We start from the raw sequence: 17,377 nt of genomic DNA, 5'->3' as shown, positions 1-17,377 counted from the left end.
ATCGTCTCAGCAGCATCCGGAACCGCCGCAGCAACCCCCGGCCGAGCTCTCGGTGAGCCCGAGCTCGAGGCGAGACCGAGACGGCTGATCGGGAGCGCCCAGCCCGGCAAAATCGCGAAGTGCCTCCCCCGTGGGGTAGGAGCCGGTGGCGACTGTGACACCGTCGACAACAGTCAGCGGAAGTCCTTTCGACCCGACGGTGTTCATGAAGGCCCGCACCGTCTCGTCGCCGGTGAATGCGGTGGGGTCGGTGGCCAGATCATGGCGCACGATGTCGGCGCCCAGTTCCTGCAAGCGCCGAACGTCTGCAGTGACGGTGACCAGCGACTGGTCTACGTCTACTCCACAGACACCGGTGTCACAGCACAGCGCGGGTTCGTAAATACGGATCGTTGGCATGGTGTTCTCTTTCTCGGTCAGGCTGAACAGGTAGTGGGGTCGAGAGCGGCGGGGACGTCCAGTTGGATGGCGACGCCGAGAGCGCGGATGGCTGGGGATTCGACCGCGTAATGCACATTCATGCCCCGGCGCTCCTTCGAGACCAGCCCGGCCTTCTCGAGAGTCTTCAGGTGATGGCTGACCGTCGCCTCCGAGAGCCCGACGGCTGGGGCCAGGTCACAGGTACACGCTTCCTGGTCGGGTTGGTTCAGCATGTAGGCGATGAGTCGAAGCCGAGCCGGGTCTGCCATGGCCTTCAGGCGCACGGCAAGGCGAACCGCATCGTCGAGGGGGAAGTCCGGGGTAGACGACAGCGGCGCGCAGCAGATGGGCGAGATGTCGTCGAGAACGGGCAGTGCTTTGGGCATGCGACCAGTGTCGCATTAATTCGACATATATCAAATAGGTCTCTTGCAACCGAGGACCGCGGCCCGCAGCGGGCCAGAGCAGCAGTAGAGAATAGATCGCGGGAACTGTATCGATCGCTGGCGCTGCATCTTCGCCAGACCTGTATCCGCGCTAGATCTGTATCCGCGCTAGATCTGGGGCTGATCCACCACCGGCGCCTCAGCGGGCGGAGCCGTTCGTGACGCTGTCGCCGAAGCCCCCGCCGCTGCCCCGGCCGCAGCGCCGCCAGCGAAGCTGCCGAGCAGCCCGCGGAGGTCGATTCCGGTGGTCGACTTGAGCACGGCGTCGATCTCGGTGAAGCCCCCCGCGACGTTCTTGGTCAGCTGGCTCGCGCCATCCGTCGACACGACCGTCAGCTGGTCGATGTTGCCCATCGGGGCCGCCAGCTCATGGGCGATCTGCGGCAGCATCTCCACGAGTCGCAGCTGGATGAGCGCCTCGGACTTCTGGGCGACCGCCTCGGCCGCGAGCTTGGTGGCCGCCGCCTCCGCCTGGCCCTTGGCGAGGATCGCGTCGGCCGTGGCCTGACCTTCCGCGCGGATCGCCTCGGCATTCGCGACCCGGCTGTCGCGCTCGGCGGTGGCGGCGATCACTCGGGCCTCGGCGGCGGCGTTCGCCGCGACCTTCACGCGGTAGGCATCTGCATCCGCGACCGCGTTGACCTCCGAGGCCAGCTGCGCGGTGCGGAGCTTCGCTGCGGCCTGCGCGGTCACCTCCTGCTCGTGCACGATGTTCTGCTGGGTCTTCGCCTCGGCGAGAGGTTTGGCGCCGGCGGCTTCCGCCGTGGCCTTGTCGGTGTCGAGCTGCAGGGCAGCGCGCTTGAGCGCGAGGGTGTTCTGGGCGATCGCCACGGCCTGTTCCGCCGCGATGGACGCCTCCTGCGAGGCCTGGCCGGCCTGGGCCTCGGCCACCTCCGCGGCCTTCAGCACGGAGGCCTGCTCGGCGCGGCCCATGTTGTGGATGTAGTCGTTGTCGTCGGAGATGCCCTTGATCTCGAACGAGTCGACGTCGAGGCCCTGGCTGAGCAGAGACTCTCGCGCGGTGGAGAGTACCGCGGCACCCAGTTCGTCGCGCTTCTGGATGATGGTCTGCACATCCGTGCCACCGATCGAGGAGCGCAGCGAACCCGACAGCACCTCGAGGGCGAAACCGTCGATGTTCTTGTCGTTGCCGATGAAGCGCTGGCCGGCGGCGAGGATGGCGGAGTGAGTGTCGCCCACCTTCACGATGGCCACGGCCTCGACGGTGAGGGTGATTCCGCGGGCGTCCTGCGCCACCGCGGCGAGCTCGATCGCGCGCGATCGCAGGCTGATCTTGAACGCCTTCTGGAAGAACGGGGTGATGAAGACCCCCGACCCGACGACGATGCGGATGCCCGACTCCTCGGTCGCGACGCCGTCGACGGTCTTCACCTTCGCCCGCTTGCCGGTGATCAGGATCGCCTCATCCGGGCCTGCATTCTTGTAGATCGACTTCGCATAGATGAGCACGATGAGGAAGACCACGATCACGGCGGCGATGATCGCCACGAGGGGATTGAGGTTGAAGGGCACGACGACGTCCTTTGTTCGGTGCCCGAACGCTAACATCCCTCGACAAATTGCACGAGCCTCCCTCGCCCGCAGGGTGCTACTGGCGGGGGGAGGACCCCCGGAGTCCGGCCGCGGCGTCGACGACGGCGAACGCGGTGTTCGGTCCGACGAGCAGCAGCTCGACGCCGTCGCGATGAAGAAGCGGCACGAGTTCGGTATCCAGGCGGGCGATCACATCCTCCGCCCGGGCCGCGAAAATCGCCGCCATCGTGGAGGTGGCCAGGAAGCTCCGACCCCCGTGGCGCACGATCTTGTCGAAGGATCGCCCGTTTGCATCGGAACTGCCGATGCCGCGCGTGGCTGTCGAGTGGATGGTCATGTGTCCCGCTCCGATGTTCTCGGGCTCCATTGCGCCGAGGATGGTTCGAGCCTAAAACGGCGGTGACTTTCAGAGCAGCCATTGACAGGAGACGATTTCGAGGAATGCCCAGCCGAGGATCTGCCGCTAAGGGATTGACCATCCGACCGGATGAGGGCACCGTATGGGCGGTAACCAAGGGAGAAAACTATGAAGTTCAAGTACGTGCTGATCGTGCTCGTCGCCTTCGCCGCCTACATTCTGGGGGCCAAGGCGGGCGAAGACCGGTACAAGGAGATCACCCACGCCGCGACGAAGTACTGGAATGACCCGAAGGTCAAGAAGGCTCGCGCCAAGGCGAAGAAGGTGCGGAACAAGGCCGCGAAGGTCGCTCGCAAGAAATTCAGCTAGCGAGCGTTAACCACCCGTTCTGGGGTATTCCCCACTAGAGACAAGCTCGGCATTGCGGAGGTAAAGTTGAGCCAGATGCAGGGGGCAACACAAACTCTGGGTCTCCTGAATATCGTGTGTCGAGCGCGGGGGCGCTTTTGGCACGATGATTCAGGTTTGCCTCGGTTCGGGAATCGAGTCTAAACCCCGATCGCCGCCGCTCCTCGGAGCGGCGGCGATCAGTGTTTAACGGGGCACGACTCGTGATCCGTGAGCTGGGGACGCCTCACGCCGAGGTCGCCGAGATACTGCGCCGAGATACTGCGCCGGGCACACTGCGCCGGGCACACTGCGCCGGGCACACTGCGACGGTTGGCGAGTGCGACTGGCGCGGATACTGCGACTGACGCCCTGCGCCCAGAGTGCGCTTCCGCACTCGCCGAACCGACCGCTCAGGCGGCCTTGCGCGGCTTGAACATGCGGTGTTCGTCGTGCTGCTCGTCGACGAGAACGACATCGGCTTCTGCCGGCGCGGGCGCGGTGGACCAGTCGACGGCTTCGACGGTGGTCTCTTGCTCGACGGTGATCTCTTGCTCGACGGTGATCTCTTCGTCGACGGAGGCCTGGACGTCGTCTTCGACGCGCTCGAGCTCGGCCTCGTCCGAGGCCTCGGCGAGTTCTACCGCGGCGCGGGGCGCGGCGATCTGGTCGGCGATGTCACGGGCGATGTATTCGGAGATCGTCTCGCCGAAGAGCGAGTCGGTGTCGGTGCTGGCGCGGAACTGCAGTGTCCACATGCCACCTGCCCCGACGGCCTTGAGCAATCGCTCGCGCACCAGTTCGAAGACGAGTTCTTCGAGCTCTGCCGACTCCTCGGGCGAGATCGTACGACTGTGCGTGCGTGATTCCATCACGACTCACCCTTCAAGTTCAGGTTGATAGTTTGCTCAGTATGCGCCCGACCCCTCGAACAGGGCCGATGACACGCCGACGCGAAAAAGGCTCCGGATGCGACATCCGGAGCCTTTTTCGAACGGTGCAGGTTACTTGCTGAAGACCTCGTCTTCCATCGCGTCGTAGCCCTCGGTCTGGGGGTCGCCGTGGAGGCCGCCGCTGATGGCGTATTCCTCCTCTGGCGAGAGCACGAGGCGGTTGCGCCCGACGAGGGCGAAGATGGCAAGTCCGACGACGAAGATGACGACGAAGGTGATCACCGCGAGGTTGAAGGTGGGGTTCGCCACGATGCCGATGAACGCCGCGACAGCGATGATGCCGGCGATGACGGCGCCGACGATACCGGTCGGGCTCTTGTAGGGGCGCTTCGCGGAAGGGAACTTACGGCGGAGCACGATGAACGAGATCATCTGCATCACGTAGGAGATGACCGCGCCGAAGACCGCGATGAACAGGATGATTCCGGTGGCGGCACCCGCAGCATCCGGGTTGACAGCCGGGATGACCAGCGCAACGACGACGAGGATCACGAAGCCGATCACTCCTCCGACGAGAAGGGCCACCCAGGGGGTCTGATGCTTCTTGCCGGTGAGGGAGAGGAACTTCGGGTAGTAGCCGGCCCGGGAGAGCGAGTACATGTTGCGACCGTAAGCGAACATGATGCCCTGCAGCGACGCGAGCAGCCCGATGAGTGCGAAGAGTGCGAGCAGAGCAGCCACGCTGTCGGGCAGGAACGCCCGGAAGCCGGCGAGAAGCGGTTCGTCGCCGTCACCCGGCGAAACGGTGAGGGCCTTCGAGCCCGTCACTGCGGGGTTCAGGAAGAGGATGAGAAGCCCGAAGAAGGCCAGGGTGATGATGCCCCATACTCCCGCGCGCGGGATGTCCTTCGCCGGATTCTTCGCCTCTTCCGCGGCCAGCGGCAACTCTTCGATGCCGAGGAAGAACCAGATGGCGAAGGGCAGCGAGAACAGGATGCCGACGCCGCCGAATGGCAGGAAACTGGAGTTGCCCGATGTCGGGGCGATGTCGAACAGCCGGGAGAAGTCGACCGCACCATTCGCGATGGAAAGCACCGCGAAGAGCAGGATCACGGCCATCGAGATGATCGCGACGATCAGGGCGAATCGGAATCCGACCGAGGCTCCCAGCGAGTTCAGGCCGATGAAGACCGCGTAGAGGATGATCCACAGCAGCCAGGCCGGTACCTCCGCGCCGGTGAGGTCGGTGATGATCTGACCGGCGTAGGCGGCCGAGAACAGCACGACCACTGCCGTGGTGACGACGTATTCGATGGACTCGGAGATCCCGGTGACGAATCCTCCCCACGGTCCCATCGCCGCTCGGGCGAAGGAATACGCCCCGCCGGTGTGCGGCATCGCCGCGGACATCTCCCCGATGGAGAAGATCATGGTGAAGTACATGATCACGATGACGATGGTGGCGATGAGCAGGCCGCCCCAGCCCGTAGTCGCGAGGCCGACGTTCCATCCGGAGAAGTCGCCGGAGATGACGGCCGCGATTCCGATGCCCCAGAGGCCCCAGAATCCGGCTGTGCGCTTGAGACTTCGTTTCTCGAAATAGCCGTCTTCGGCTTTCGTGTAGGTGACGCCGGAGACCGTGTTCTTTGACATGCATTCCTCCAGGAGGGGATCGTCGGGAGCCGGGCGCGATGAGCCACCGCGTCACGCTTATCGGAGAGCATGGCGTTTATTGGTACTTCGTGTCTACCTTTGGATGTAAACAGTGCATTACACGCCCTAGGATCGGGGTCGTGCCACCGTGATGCAATGGTTGGCAAACGCTCGAGAAGACGAGGAACCCCCATGGCCGCTCGCACGGGAATGCTCACTACAGACCAGCTCAACAAACTCATCGATGACGGCGCAATCGACACCGTGATCGTGGCATTCACCGACATGCAGGGGCGACTCGTGGGCAAACGGGCATCCGCCCGCCTGTTCAAGGAGGAGATCAGCAGCCACGGTGCGGAGTGCTGCAACTACCTGCTAGCGGTGGATGTCGAGATGAACACCGTCGACGGGTACCGCATCTCCTCGTGGGAGAAGGGCTATGGCGACATGGCGATGATCCCCGACCTGTCGACGCTCCGACTCGTGCCGTGGCTCCCGGGAACCGCCCTCGTGATGGCCGACCTCACCTGGCTCGACGAGCGACCGGTCGACCCGGCTCCCCGTGAAATCCTGAAGAAGCAGATCGCCCGGCTCACCGAGAAGGGTCTCGTGCCCTACGTCGGCACGGAACTCGAGTTCATCGTCTTCGATAACAGCTATCGGGATGCGTGGAGCAAGGGCTACGTCGGTCTCACCCCGGCGAGCGACTACAACATCGACTACGCGCTACTCGCCTCGACGCGCATGGAGCCGTTGCTGCGGGACATCCGCGTCTCGATGGAGGGAGCGGGGCTCTACTGCGAGGGCGTGAAGGGCGAGTGCAACCTCGGGCAGCAGGAGATCGCCTTCCGCTATGAGGACGCGCTCACCACCTGCGACAACCATTCGATCTACAAGAACGGCGCGAAAGAGATCGCCGACAAGCACGGCAAGGCGCTCACCTTCATGGCCAAGTTCAACGAGAGGGAGGGCAACTCCTGCCACATCCACATCTCGTTCCGCGGCGCCGACGGGACTGCCGTCTTCGCTGATGACGCCGACACTCTCGGCATGTCGAAGATGTTCCGCCACTTCCTCGCGGGGCAGCTGAAGACCATGCGCGAGATGACGCTGTTCTTCGCGCCGAACATCAACTCCTACAAGCGCTATGTCGACGGAAGCTTCGCCCCCACGGCCGTCGCCTGGGGGCTCGACAACCGCACCTGCTCGCTTCGCGTCGTCGGGCACGGCCTCGGCATGCGGGTGGAGAACCGGGTGCCCGGCGGCGATGTGAACCAGTACCTCGCCACGGCGGCGCTGATCGCCGGCGGGCTGTACGGAATCGAACACGAGCTGGAGCTGGAGCCGATGTTCGAGGGCAACGCCTACGGCAGTGATGCCCCGCGCGTGCCGACGACGCTGCGGGAGGCGGCGGAACTCTTCGGCCAGTCCGAGATCGCGCGCGAAGCCTTCGGGGCGGATGTCGTGGAGCACTACCTCAACAACGCGCGCATCGAGGTTCAGGCCTTCGATGCCGCTATTACGGACTGGGAGCGGGTGCGCGGCTTTGAGCGTTTCTGAGAATACTGTTGCGGCAAACCCGACGTCGCAAGCTCCGTCGGCGCTGGCGTCGCGTGATCGCTGGCGCGATCACGATAGCTCCAGCGCGCCCATTATCGGGCTAACCACCTACCTCGAGCAGGCGCAGACCGGGGTGTGGGACGTGCAGGCCGCCTTCCTGCCGAAGGTCTACTTGGAGGCGATCACCCGCGTGGGCGGCATCGCCGTGCTCCTGCCACCGCAGCCCGTCTCCGAGGAGATCGCCAACCGGGTGCTCGATGGGCTCGACGGCTTGCTGATCACCGGCGGTAAAGACGTCGACCCGGCCCGGTACGGCCAGGACCCGCATCCCACCACGGATACCCCGCGTACCGACCGGGATGCCTGGGAGGATGCGCTCCTGACTGCGGCGATCTCGCGCGAACTGCCATTCCTCGGAATCTGCCGTGGCGCCCAGGTGCTCAACATCGCGCGCGGCGGAACCCTGCACCAGCACCTCCCCGAGATCATCGGCACCGACAAGTACCAGCTCGGCGGCGGCACCTTCAGCCAAGTCGATGTGGAGGCGGAAGCCGACAGCGCGGTCGGACGACTCGTCGGCACCGATCCGCTCGAGGTGGCGGTCTACCACCACCAGGCGATCGACCGCGTGGGAGACGGACTTCGAGTGACCGCGCGCACCGACGACGGCGTGATCCAGGCGGTGGAGCTCGATGGCGTGCCGTTCGGGGTGGCCGTGCAGTGGCATCCGGAGCAGACCGGCGATGACCTCCGGCTCTTCGCGGGCCTCGTGGATGCCGCCAGGGACTACCATCGCGCGGAGGCGGCCCGATGACCGGGATCACCCTCATCAACCCGGCAACCGAGGTGTCGCTGCAGACCGTCGAGCACAGCAGCCTCGAGCAGGTGGATGACGCGGTCGCCGCCGCGAAATCCGCCCAGCGTGCCTGGGCGGCACTCCCGCCTGCCGGACGGGCCGCTGCCCTTCGCCGATTCGCGCGGGCCGTCGACGGCGACCTGGAGAATCTCGCGGGGCTGGAAGTGGCGAACTCCGGGCATCCCATCTCGCAGGCGCGCTGGGAGGCCGGGCATGTTCGCGACGTGCTCGACTACTACGCCGCCGCTCCGGAGCGGATGATCGGCAAGACCATCCCGGTGGCCGGTGGCATCGACGTGACCTTCCTCGAGCCACTCGGCGTCGTCGGCGTGATCGTGCCGTGGAACTTCCCCATGACGATCGCGGCCTGGGGCTTCGCTCCCGCGCTCGCCGCCGGCAACGCGGTGCTGCTGAAGCCCGCGGAATGGACACCGCTCACCGCGATCCGCCTCGGTGCCCTGGCCCTCGAGGCCGGCCTGCCGCCCGGGCTGTTCCAGGTGCTGCCGGGCAAAGGCTCCGTGATCGGTGAGCGGTTCGTGACCCATCCGGATGTGCGCAAGGTGGTGTTCACCGGCTCCACCGCGGTCGGCAAGGGAGTGATGGCCGGCTGCGCCGACCAGGTGAAGGCGGTGACCCTCGAGCTCGGTGGCAAGTCGGCGAACGTGGTCTTCGCCGACTCCGACCTGGAGAAGGCCGCGGCCACCGCCCCCTACGCGGTGTTCGAGAATGCCGGCCAGGACTGCTGCGCGCGCAGCCGAATCCTGGTGCAGCGCAGCGTCTACGACCGCTTTCTCGAGCTGCTGGAGCCCGCCGTGAAGGGCGTGCGAGTGGGATCCCCGCTCGCAGAGGACACCGAGATGGGTCCGCTGGTCTCCGCCGCGCACCTGGCCAAGGTCCGGTCGTACGTCCCCGATGACTCCCAGGTCGCCTTCCGCGGAAGCGCTCCGGATGGGGCGGGCTACTGGTTCGCTCCCACGGTGCTGCTGCCCGACTCACGCACCGACCGGGTGGTGGTGGACGAGATCTTCGGCCCGGTTGTCAGTGTGCTGCCATTCGACGACGAGGCAGACGCCATCGCCCTCGCCAACGACAGCATCTACGGCCTGAGCGGCTCGATCTGGACGAGGGACGTCGGCCGCGCCATCCGCGTCTCCCGCGCGATCGACAGCGGCAACCTCTCGGTCAACTCGCACTCCTCTGTGCGGTACTCGACTCCCTTCGGCGGTTTCAAGCAGAGCGGTCTCGGGCGCGAGCTCGGACCGGATGCCGCCACCGCGTTCACCGAGACCAAGAACGTCTTCATCAGCACCGATTGACCGATCCGCGGGTCTCGATGCGGCCGCGCGCGGCCTACTCGACCCGCACCAGTTAGGAGAACCACCACATGGCAGTAGCGAAGATCGACCTCACGCAGCGGCTCGCGGGAAAGGTCGCGGTCGTCACCGGGGGAGCGAGCGGCATCGGTCTCGCCACGGCCCGGCGGTTCGCCGCGGAGGGGGCCACCGTGGTGATCGCCGACTTCAACCCCGTAGCGGGAGCGGCGGCTGCTGCAGAGGTGGAGGGGCTCTTCGTGCAGGTCGACGTGACCGACGAGGCCCAGGTGAACGCCCTCTTCGCGACCGCCAACGAGACCTACGGATCGGTGGACATCGCTTTCAACAACGCCGGCATCTCTCCACCGGACGACGACTCGATCGAGACCACCGAACTGCCTGCGTGGCAGAACGTGCAGGATGTCAACCTCAAGTCGGTCTACCTATGCTGCCGTGCGGCGCTCATATACATGGTGGCCCAGCAGTCCGGTTCGATCATCAACACGGCCTCGTTCGTGGCGGTGCTCGGATCGGCGACCAGCCAGATCTCCTACACGGCATCCAAGGGCGGCGTACTCGCGATGAGCCGCGAACTCGGCGTGCAGTTCGCGCGCCAGGGCATCCGGGTGAACGCCCTGTGCCCCGGCCCGGTCAACACTCCTCTGCTGCAGGAGCTTTTCGCCAAGGACGAGGAACGCGCCCAGCGTCGTCTCGTGCACATCCCCAAGGGACGCTTTGCGGAGCCGGAAGAGCTCGCTGCGGCGGTCGCGTTCCTCGCGAGCGATGACTCCTCCTTCATCACCGGCTCGACCTTCCTCGTCGATGGCGGTATCAGCGCCGCCTACGTGACACCCCTGTAATCGTGAGCGACGGGGGAGGGCTGGTGCGGGCGGATGTCGCCGGCGATGCCCTCTTCCGACCCGTTCGCGCGGGCAACGCCTTCGAGGAGACGGTGAGCCGTCTCCTGCAGGCCATCCGCCTCGGGATCGTGCCGCCGGGTGAGGCGCTGCCTTCCGAACGTGATCTCGCCACCCGATTCTCGGTGAGCCGCGACACCGTGCGCGATGCCATCCGCTCGCTGTCCGATGCGGGATTCCTCATCTCGCGTCGCGGTCGCTACGGCGGCACCTTCGTCGTGGACGCGCCACCGCCGCGCGTCGCGGCCTCCGGAATCGACGGCTTTGCGGCATCCGCCCCTCCCACCGCGGGGGAGATCGAGGACGTGCTCGCGCTGCGCGACATCCTCGAGGTCGGAGCGGCGCGATCCGCCGCGACCCGCAGTCTCTCGGCCGGCGACCGCGAACTGCTCTGGACCCGCCTGCGAGAGACGGCGGCGGCGACCATCGCCGACTACCGGCGGCTCGACTCGCGGCTGCACCTCACCATCGGGGAGCTGGTGGGAGCTCCATCGCTTGTGCCGCTGCTGGCGGAGAACCGGATGCTGGTGAACGGACTGCTCGACGACATCCCGCTGCTGCAGCCCAACATCGAACACTCGAACCAGCAGCACGAGGCGATCGTCATCGCCATTCTCACCGGGGATGCCGAGCGGGCGGCATCCGAGATGCAGGAACACCTCGAGGGCTCCGCCGCACTGTTACGGGCGTTCCTCGCCTGAAGCCGTCTTCGTTGCGTGTGCTGCCTTGGCGCTAGACGGTCTGACGCTAGAGGGTCGGCGGTGCCTTCGGGGTGCGTGGCTTGGTCGGCGCTGTGGTGACCGGCGCCTCTTCTGCCGGTGCCTTCACGACCGGTGCCTTCACGACCGGTGCCTTCACGACCGGTGCCTTCACGACCGGTGCCTTCGCGACCGGTGCCTTCACGATCGGCGACTTCGCGGCCGCGACCTTCGCTTCCGGAGTCGCCGACACGGGGGGAGTCGCCGACACCGGGGGAGTCGCCGACACGGGGGGAGTCGCCGACACCGGGGGAGTCGCCGGGGTGATGGTGCGGGTGGGAGTCGGAGGCGCGGCCTTCGGCACGACGGGCGCGACCTTGGTCGTGGCCGTCGTCTCTGGGGATGCCACGGTCGGGGATGCCACGGTCGGGGATGACACGGTCGGGGATGCCACGGTCGGGGACGTCGTCGTGGACGCGGCAGATGGTGCCGCGGACTTCGCGGCGGCAGGCGGTGTCTTCGTGGGTGGTGTTGGCGTGGAAGCGGGGGCCGTCGACGCCGAGGAGGCAGCGGAAGCGGGGGCACTGGGTGCCGCGGGGCTCGGACGCGGCGCTGCCGGCGGCTTCGGCGGCTCGTTCTTCGCGACGTACAACTGCGCGGCCCTGGTCGCAACGAGGAGGAAGCGCACCAGGAGGAAGACGAGTCCGATGACGATCGCGAGGGCGAGCAGCGAGAAGAAGCCCCAGACCACCAAACCGAGGAACCCGAGGGCCCCCGCGCCCATGTCGTACATTCCCGGAATGAGTGGGTTGTGCATGGTTACTCCTCTAGCTCGTCGACCTTGCGCGACTGCTCCACAACTGAATCCACCGCCACTACGACGGTGATGACCCAGCTGATCCACATGAGGGCGAGTCGCCAGTCGCGCGGACCTTTTCTTGTCGTCTGGAGGGTACCCCACCCGCCGAGGACGGCGCTGATGAGGGTGCCACTGAAGATGTATTTGCGCAACGGATGCCTTTCAAGTCGATATTTCCACGGTACTCCGCTGTGAGAAGAGCGCACAGCCCGGGATAGTGTGGAATGCCGGAACGGCGCCGAGCAGCAAAGGGACGACGTGCGAACTGCGATTCTCGGGGCCGCCCTGCTCCTCGTCGGGTTCGCGGCCATCGCCACCGGCATCCTCCCCGCCGCCGATGCGCTGGCGATCGGGGAGCGTGTCTGGCCGATCCTGCTGTTCGTGGTCGCGATCACCGTGGTCACCGAGCTCGCGGCCGAAGCCGGCCTGTTCCGCCTCGTCGCACAGCAGACCGCGCGCTGGGGTCGCGGCCGGGCGTGGCTGCTCTGGCTGCTGGTGCTCGCCCTCGCGGTGGTCGGTACGATCTTTCTCTCACTCGACACCACCGCCGTGCTCCTGACGCCGGTCGTCGTGATCCTGGCTCGTCATGCCGGGCTGTCACCGCTGCCCTTCGCCCTCACGACGGTGTGGATGGCGAACACGGCGTCGCTGCTGCTCCCGGTCTCGAATCTCACCAACCTGCTCGCCGAGCACGAGCTCGCGGGCGTCGGTCCCCTCCAGTTCGCGGCCCTCACCGCTGTGCCCGCACTCATCTCCGTGGTGGTGCCCGCGCTCATCCTGTTCCTCGTCTTCCGCCGGGACCTCCTGGTGCGCTATCGCACCGAGCCGGCCGAGGCGCCCGACGATCGCGTGCTGCTCATCGCGAGCGGTGTGGTCGTGGCACTGCTCATCCCCTCCCTCGTCTCGGGCCTGGAGGTCTGGATTCCCACGGTGATCGCGGCCTCGGTTCTCGGGGTGTTTTTTCTCGTGAGGCGCCGTTCGGTGCTGCGGTTCGGACTGCTCCCGTGGCAACTCGTGCTGCTGGCTTCCGGCCTCTTTCTCGTGGTGGAAGCCGCCCACTCGCTCGGTCTCGGGATGCTGCTCGCCACCGTTTCGGGCACCGGCCACGACCCGCTGAGCCTGCTGCGGCTGGCGGGAGTCGCAACCCTCGGCGCCAACGCCATCGACAACCTGCCTGCGTATCTGGCCCTCGAGCCGGTGGCCGGAGACCCCGTTCGGCTCGTCGCGCTGCTGATCGGCGTGAACGTCGGTTCGCTGATCACCCCCTGGGCGTCGCTTGCCACCCTCCTCTGGCATGAACGACTGAAGGCACTGGATGTCGAGATCTCGTGGGCTCGTTACGCCCTGCTCGGGCTCATTGCGGCGCCGATCACGGTGACTCTCGCGACGCTCGGCCTCGCTCTCTCGCAGGGCTGATTTCCCGGGTGTTGCCGCAACCTCAAAGGCTTCGGCAAATGCGGCGACTGTGCATGTGAAAGCTCACACATAGGCCGAAATGCCAGGGAGAGGCTCCTAGCGTCGAACGTGCGTATCTCATCCGTATCGACTTTCCCAGGGGGAAAAATGTCAACCACGCTCCAAGAACCCACCACCGAGACCTTCACCGCCCACCGTCGAGTGGTGGCGTCGAGCCGACGCGTCGCCGTCGGGCTCGGACTCGCCTCGGTAGCCGCGATCCACATCCTCGATCTGCCCGGCAAATTCGCCGAGACCCCCTACCTTGCCGCGTTCTACATCGCCCTGATCGTCGCCGCCTTCGTGCTGACCGAGCGCCTTTTCGTCGCGGGCACCCGGCGAGACTTCATCGCCGCCGGCGTGCTGTCGGCCGCGGTCATCGCCGGCTACGCCATCAACCGCACGGTCGGCATGCCCGGAGCGACCGACGACATCGGCAACTGGCTCGAACCGCTCGGACTTCTCTCCCTCGTGGTCGAGGCCTTCGTGCTCTGGCAGTCGATCGCCGCGGTCATCGGGCTCTCCCGCTCGCCGCGCAGCGTCAGAGCCAGTCGCGCTTCTTGAACTGCAGGTAGAGCCCGAGAGATGCAACGACGATCAGCCCGATCGAGAGCCAGACACCCCAGGTCGTGCCGAACCCGGCGAACTTGAGGTTCTGACCGAAGAATCCGGTGATCGCCGTCGGGACGGCGATGATGGCCGCCCAGCTCGTCACCTTCTTCATGATCAGGTTCATGCGGTTGCTCTGGATGCTGAGATTCGTTTCGAGAATGGTCGAGACCAGATCGCGGAGCGACTCCGTCCACTCGGTAGCGCGAAGCACGTGGTCGTAGACATCCTGGAAGTACGGCGTCATCTCCGTGTCGAAGGCCTCGAGATCGCGGCGGAGCACGGTGTTCACGACTTCACGCATCGGCAGCACCACCCGCCGCAGGAGCACGAGGGACTTGCGGAACTCGAAGGATCGCCGCTGCACCTCCTTGTCGCGGGGGCGGTCGTCGAACAGGGCATCCTCGAGCTCGTCCGAGGCGGTGTCGAGCTGTTGCACCGTCTCGAAGTGGCCGTCGACGATTTCGTCGAGAAGCCCCCAGAGCAGGTAGGCGACGCCGTGTTTCGCGAGGTCCCTGTCGCTGTCCCACCGCTGGACGACCTTCGACATGTCGAAATCCGGGCCATGGACGGTGACCAGTGCGTGGGGCGTGATGAAGGCCTTGATCTCATGGGTCTCGAGCTCCCCGGTCACAGTGTCGAGCGAGACGGCGTAGGCGGCCAGAAACAGGTGGGTCTCGTAGCGGTCGAGCTTCGGCCGCTGGGAGGAATGCACGGCATCCTCGACCGCGAGCGGATGCAGCCCCAGCTCCTCGGTGATCTTCGCGAGGTCCGACTCACTGGGAGAGAGGAAGTCCGCCCAGACCGTGCAGCCCTTCTCGAGGATGTGGTCGGAGATGTCTTCGACCGGGAACCCTTCGGTCTTCAGCGAGCCGTGATTATAAAGCCGGGTAGTTGCCATCGGGCAATGCTAGTTCCGTGCCGTGCAGTAGCCTTGACGGCACAGTGACTTCAACGACAAGCGGCACCTACGACTTCATCGTCGTGTCCAATCGCCTCCCCGTCGACCGGGTTGTCGGCCCCGATGGAACCGCCAGTTGGAGCCGTTCTCCCGGCGGCCTCGTTACCGCCCTCGAGCCGGTCATGAAGCAGAACGAGGGCGCCTGGATCGGCTGGGGTGGCCAGCCGGACCTCGAACTCGGCACCTTCGACAGCGACGGCATCCACATCATCCCCGTTGCTCTCACTGCGCTCGAGATCGAGCAGTACTACGAGGGCTTCTCCAACGACACGCTCTGGCCGCTGTATCACGACGTGATCGCCCCGCCCAGCTACCACCGCGAGTGGTGGGACAGCTACGTCGAGGTCAACCAGCGATTCGCGGATGCCGCGGCCACAGCCGCAGCACTCGGCGCGGTGGTCTGGATCCAGGACTACCAGCTCCAGCTCGTTCCGAAGCTTCTGCGTGAGATCCGCCAGGACCTCACCATCGGATTCTTCAACCACATCCCGTTCCCTCCCTATGGCATCTACTCCCAATTGCCGTGGCGCACCCAGATCATCGAGGGGCTGCTCGGAGCCGACGTGATCGGGTTCCAGCGGGTCGCGGATGCGAGCAACTTCCAGCGGGCGGTGCGTCGCCTCAAGGGCTATGCCACCAAGGGCTACCAGGTCGAGGTGCCCATCGTCGACGGTTCGCCGGGGGTTCGCGTCTACGGCGAGATCAAACGCCAGGGAAGCTTCCGCACCGTGGTCGCCCGCGCGTTCCCGATCTCGATCGACAGTGCCAGTTTCGAAGAACTCGCCCGCACTCCCGAGGTGCAGGAGCGCGCGAAGCAGATCCGTGCCGAGCTCGGCAATCCGCGAACGGTGATGCTCGGGGTCGATCGCCTCGACTACACCAAGGGCATCACCCACCGGCTGAAGGCCTACGGTGAGCTGCTCGCCGAGGGCAAGCTGAGCTCGGAGGATGTCACGCTCGTTCAGGTCGCCAACCCGAGCCGCGAGCGGGTGCAGGCCTACATGGCGCTGCGCGACGACATCGAGCTCACGGTCGGCCGCATCAACGGCGACTATGGCACCATCGCCCACGTGCCGATCAGCTACCAGCACCACGGTTTCCCCCGGGATGAGATGGTGGCGCTGTACCTCGCCGCCGACGTGATGCTCGTCACGGCGCTGAGGGACGGCATGAATCTCGTGGCCAAGGAATATGTGGCCTGCCGCTTCGACGACGACGGTGTGCTCATCCTCAGCGAATTCGCCGGGGCATCCGACGAGCTGAAACGGGCGCTCCTCGTCAACCCGCACGACATCGACGGCGTGAAGGAGGCGATCCTGCAGGCCATCGCGATGCCGAGGAGTGAACGATCCGCGCGCATGCGATCGCTTCGCAAGCGGGTGCTCGAGCACGATGTCTCCCGCTGGTCGCGCGACTTCCTCGATGTGCTCGAGAGCCGGGCGCACCACGGATCCGAGGGGCACAAGCTCTCCTGATGGTCGACGTCGACACCCCTCCCAACTTCTCTCGACTGCCTGAGCCGTTCATCGGAGCACTGCGGGAACTCGCGCGCACCCGACGGCTGCTCGTGGCGCTCGACTTCGACGGCACCCTCGCGCCGGAGGTGGATGCCCCGGAGCACGCCCGTGCGCTGCCCGAGGCCCGCGCCGCCGTGCTTCGCCTCAACGACATGCCCAACACGCGGGTGGCACTGGTCTCCGGTCGTGCCCTCGACAGTCTCATCGAGGTGTCGGACCTGCCGGACAGCGTGCTGCTCGTCGGGTCCCACGGCATCGAGCTCCGACTCGACAACCCCGGTGACAGCGTCACCCTCAACACGACGGAGTTCGAGCGCATCGACGTTCTCGGCGAGGTGCTCAACCAGGTGGCCAATTCCTTCGACGAGGTCTGGCTGGAGGAGAAGCCGGCAGGCTTCGCGCTCCACACCCGGCTCGCGTCAGAGCACAACAGCCGGATCGCGCACCTGGTCGCTTGCAGCGAGACCGCCGCCGAGCTCGATGACCTCACCATCCGCAGCGGCAAGAATGTGCTCGAGTTCTCGGTGCGTTCCACCAACAAGGGCGAGGCCGTCGAGCATCTGCGCACCTACACGAAGGCCACGGCGGTGTTCTACGCGGGCGACGACGTGACGGACGAGGACGCCTTCGCGGCACTCGGTGCGGATGACGTGGGCCTCAAGAGCGGCCAGGGATCCACCCTCGCCAACTTCCGGGTCGGTGGACCCATCGACGTCGCCCGGGCGATCAACCTGCTCGCCGACCTGCGCGAAGGCGACGTACACGAGCAGTAGCCCTGTCGCATCCGCTGTTCCGGGGCTCTGAACCGTTGTCCGCGCACCTGCGCCAGCGACTCCCGGTGGTGAATTATCGTCGTGGCGGGGGACGTGTCTCCCTCCGCGAGACGGGGAGCGGCCCGCGAGCAGGCGCCTGCCCCGCCAC

General features: G+C 66.1%; 19 protein-coding genes. 10 read left to right on the top strand and 9 right to left on the bottom strand.

The window, feature by feature from the left end:
• Positions 1-6 precede the first annotated feature (6 nt).
• From arsD to VLI63_RS15930, 4 genes are all read right to left on the bottom strand, one after another.
• The gene (gene arsD / locus VLI63_RS15945; RefSeq protein WP_409157850.1) at positions 7-399 is read right to left on the bottom strand and encodes an arsenite efflux transporter metallochaperone ArsD; all 393 of its coding nucleotides are present in this window, start codon (positions 397-399) and stop codon (positions 7-9) included.
• A 17-nt stretch (positions 400-416) separates the two neighbouring features.
• The gene (locus VLI63_RS15940) at positions 417-806 is read right to left on the bottom strand and encodes a metalloregulator ArsR/SmtB family transcription factor (protein ID WP_409157849.1); all 390 of its coding nucleotides are present in this window, start codon (positions 804-806) and stop codon (positions 417-419) included.
• 168 nt (positions 807-974) lie between these two features.
• The gene (locus tag VLI63_RS15935; protein WP_409157848.1) at positions 975-2,399 is read right to left on the bottom strand and encodes an SPFH domain-containing protein; all 1,425 of its coding nucleotides are present in this window, start codon (positions 2,397-2,399) and stop codon (positions 975-977) included.
• A 76-nt stretch (positions 2,400-2,475) separates the two neighbouring features.
• The gene (locus tag VLI63_RS15930) at positions 2,476-2,787 is read right to left on the bottom strand and encodes a hypothetical protein (RefSeq protein ID WP_409157847.1); all 312 of its coding nucleotides are present in this window, start codon (positions 2,785-2,787) and stop codon (positions 2,476-2,478) included.
• A 159-nt stretch (positions 2,788-2,946) separates the two neighbouring features.
• Here VLI63_RS15930 and VLI63_RS15925 point away from each other — a divergent pair, with 159 nt between their 5' ends.
• Positions 2,947-3,147: a hypothetical protein gene (locus tag VLI63_RS15925; protein WP_409157846.1), complete on the top strand. Its 201-nt coding sequence runs from the start codon at positions 2,947-2,949 to the stop codon at positions 3,145-3,147.
• A gap of 431 nt (positions 3,148-3,578) precedes the next feature.
• Here VLI63_RS15925 and VLI63_RS15920 read toward each other — a convergent pair whose 3' ends face one another.
• The gene (locus VLI63_RS15920) at positions 3,579-4,037 is read right to left on the bottom strand and encodes a hypothetical protein (RefSeq protein ID WP_409157845.1); all 459 of its coding nucleotides are present in this window, start codon (positions 4,035-4,037) and stop codon (positions 3,579-3,581) included.
• Positions 4,038-4,169: 132 nt separating this feature from the next.
• The gene (locus VLI63_RS15915; RefSeq protein WP_409157844.1) at positions 4,170-5,711 is read right to left on the bottom strand and encodes an amino acid permease; all 1,542 of its coding nucleotides are present in this window, start codon (positions 5,709-5,711) and stop codon (positions 4,170-4,172) included.
• Between the two features lie 192 nt (positions 5,712-5,903).
• Between VLI63_RS15915 and VLI63_RS15910 the strand changes: the two genes are divergently transcribed.
• The 5 genes from VLI63_RS15910 to VLI63_RS15890 all read left to right on the top strand — a co-directional run bounded on the left by VLI63_RS15910 (position 5,904) and on the right by VLI63_RS15890 (position 11,058).
• Positions 5,904-7,271 (top strand): glutamine synthetase family protein, encoded by a 1,368-nt coding sequence (locus VLI63_RS15910; RefSeq protein WP_409157843.1) that lies wholly within the window; start codon positions 5,904-5,906, stop codon positions 7,269-7,271.
• Positions 7,258-8,085, top strand: coding sequence for a gamma-glutamyl-gamma-aminobutyrate hydrolase family protein (locus tag VLI63_RS15905; protein ID WP_409157842.1), 828 nt, complete (start codon positions 7,258-7,260; stop codon positions 8,083-8,085). Before VLI63_RS15910 ends, VLI63_RS15905 begins: the two co-directional genes overlap by 14 nt.
• The gene (locus tag VLI63_RS15900; protein ID WP_409157841.1) at positions 8,082-9,443 is read left to right on the top strand and encodes an aldehyde dehydrogenase family protein; all 1,362 of its coding nucleotides are present in this window, start codon (positions 8,082-8,084) and stop codon (positions 9,441-9,443) included. The genes VLI63_RS15905 and VLI63_RS15900 overlap by 4 nt, the downstream gene beginning before the upstream one ends.
• A 68-nt stretch (positions 9,444-9,511) precedes the next feature.
• On the top strand, positions 9,512-10,300 hold the full coding sequence (locus tag VLI63_RS15895; RefSeq protein WP_409157840.1) for a 3-oxoacyl-ACP reductase: 789 nt from the start codon (positions 9,512-9,514) through the stop codon (positions 10,298-10,300).
• A gap of 2 nt (positions 10,301-10,302) precedes the next feature.
• Positions 10,303-11,058: a FadR/GntR family transcriptional regulator gene (locus VLI63_RS15890; protein WP_409157839.1), complete on the top strand. Its 756-nt coding sequence runs from the start codon at positions 10,303-10,305 to the stop codon at positions 11,056-11,058.
• Positions 11,059-11,104: 46 nt separating this feature from the next.
• Here the strand turns inward: VLI63_RS15890 and VLI63_RS15885 are convergent, their stop codons facing one another.
• The gene (locus VLI63_RS15885) at positions 11,105-11,872 is read right to left on the bottom strand and encodes a hypothetical protein (protein ID WP_409157838.1); all 768 of its coding nucleotides are present in this window, start codon (positions 11,870-11,872) and stop codon (positions 11,105-11,107) included.
• Positions 11,873-11,874: 2 nt separating this feature from the next.
• On the bottom strand, positions 11,875-12,066 hold the full coding sequence (locus VLI63_RS15880; RefSeq protein WP_409157837.1) for a hypothetical protein: 192 nt from the start codon (positions 12,064-12,066) through the stop codon (positions 11,875-11,877).
• Between the two features lie 106 nt (positions 12,067-12,172).
• Here VLI63_RS15880 and VLI63_RS15875 point away from each other — a divergent pair, with 106 nt between their 5' ends.
• The gene (locus VLI63_RS15875; protein WP_409157836.1) at positions 12,173-13,330 is read left to right on the top strand and encodes an SLC13 family permease; all 1,158 of its coding nucleotides are present in this window, start codon (positions 12,173-12,175) and stop codon (positions 13,328-13,330) included.
• Positions 13,331-13,477: 147 nt separating this feature from the next.
• Positions 13,478-13,933 (top strand): hypothetical protein, encoded by a 456-nt coding sequence (locus VLI63_RS15870; RefSeq protein WP_409157835.1) that lies wholly within the window; start codon positions 13,478-13,480, stop codon positions 13,931-13,933.
• On the opposite strand, the gene VLI63_RS15865 is transcribed toward VLI63_RS15870, so the two are convergent.
• On the bottom strand, positions 13,911-14,879 hold the full coding sequence (locus VLI63_RS15865) for a magnesium transporter CorA family protein (RefSeq protein WP_409157834.1): 969 nt from the start codon (positions 14,877-14,879) through the stop codon (positions 13,911-13,913). The genes VLI63_RS15870 and VLI63_RS15865 overlap by 23 nt on opposite strands.
• A 44-nt stretch (positions 14,880-14,923) precedes the next feature.
• Here VLI63_RS15865 and otsA point away from each other — a divergent pair, with 44 nt between their 5' ends.
• Together otsA and otsB are read left to right on the top strand one after the other, a co-directional pair.
• Complete coding sequence (gene otsA / locus VLI63_RS15860) at positions 14,924-16,414, top strand: alpha,alpha-trehalose-phosphate synthase (UDP-forming) (protein WP_409157833.1); 1,491 nt, start codon at positions 14,924-14,926, stop codon at positions 16,412-16,414.
• Positions 16,414-17,229 (top strand): trehalose-phosphatase, encoded by an 816-nt coding sequence (otsB, locus tag VLI63_RS15855; RefSeq protein WP_409157832.1) that lies wholly within the window; start codon positions 16,414-16,416, stop codon positions 17,227-17,229. The genes otsA and otsB overlap by 1 nt, the downstream gene beginning before the upstream one ends.
• Positions 17,230-17,377: the final 148 nt, after the last annotated feature.

This window comes from Lacisediminihabitans sp. H27-G8 (assembly GCF_046156175.1).
GTDB lineage: Bacteria > Actinomycetota > Actinomycetes > Actinomycetales > Microbacteriaceae > Lacisediminihabitans.
The sequence above is the reverse complement of the archived record's forward strand: the minus strand, read 5'-3'. Positions and strand labels throughout refer to the sequence as shown.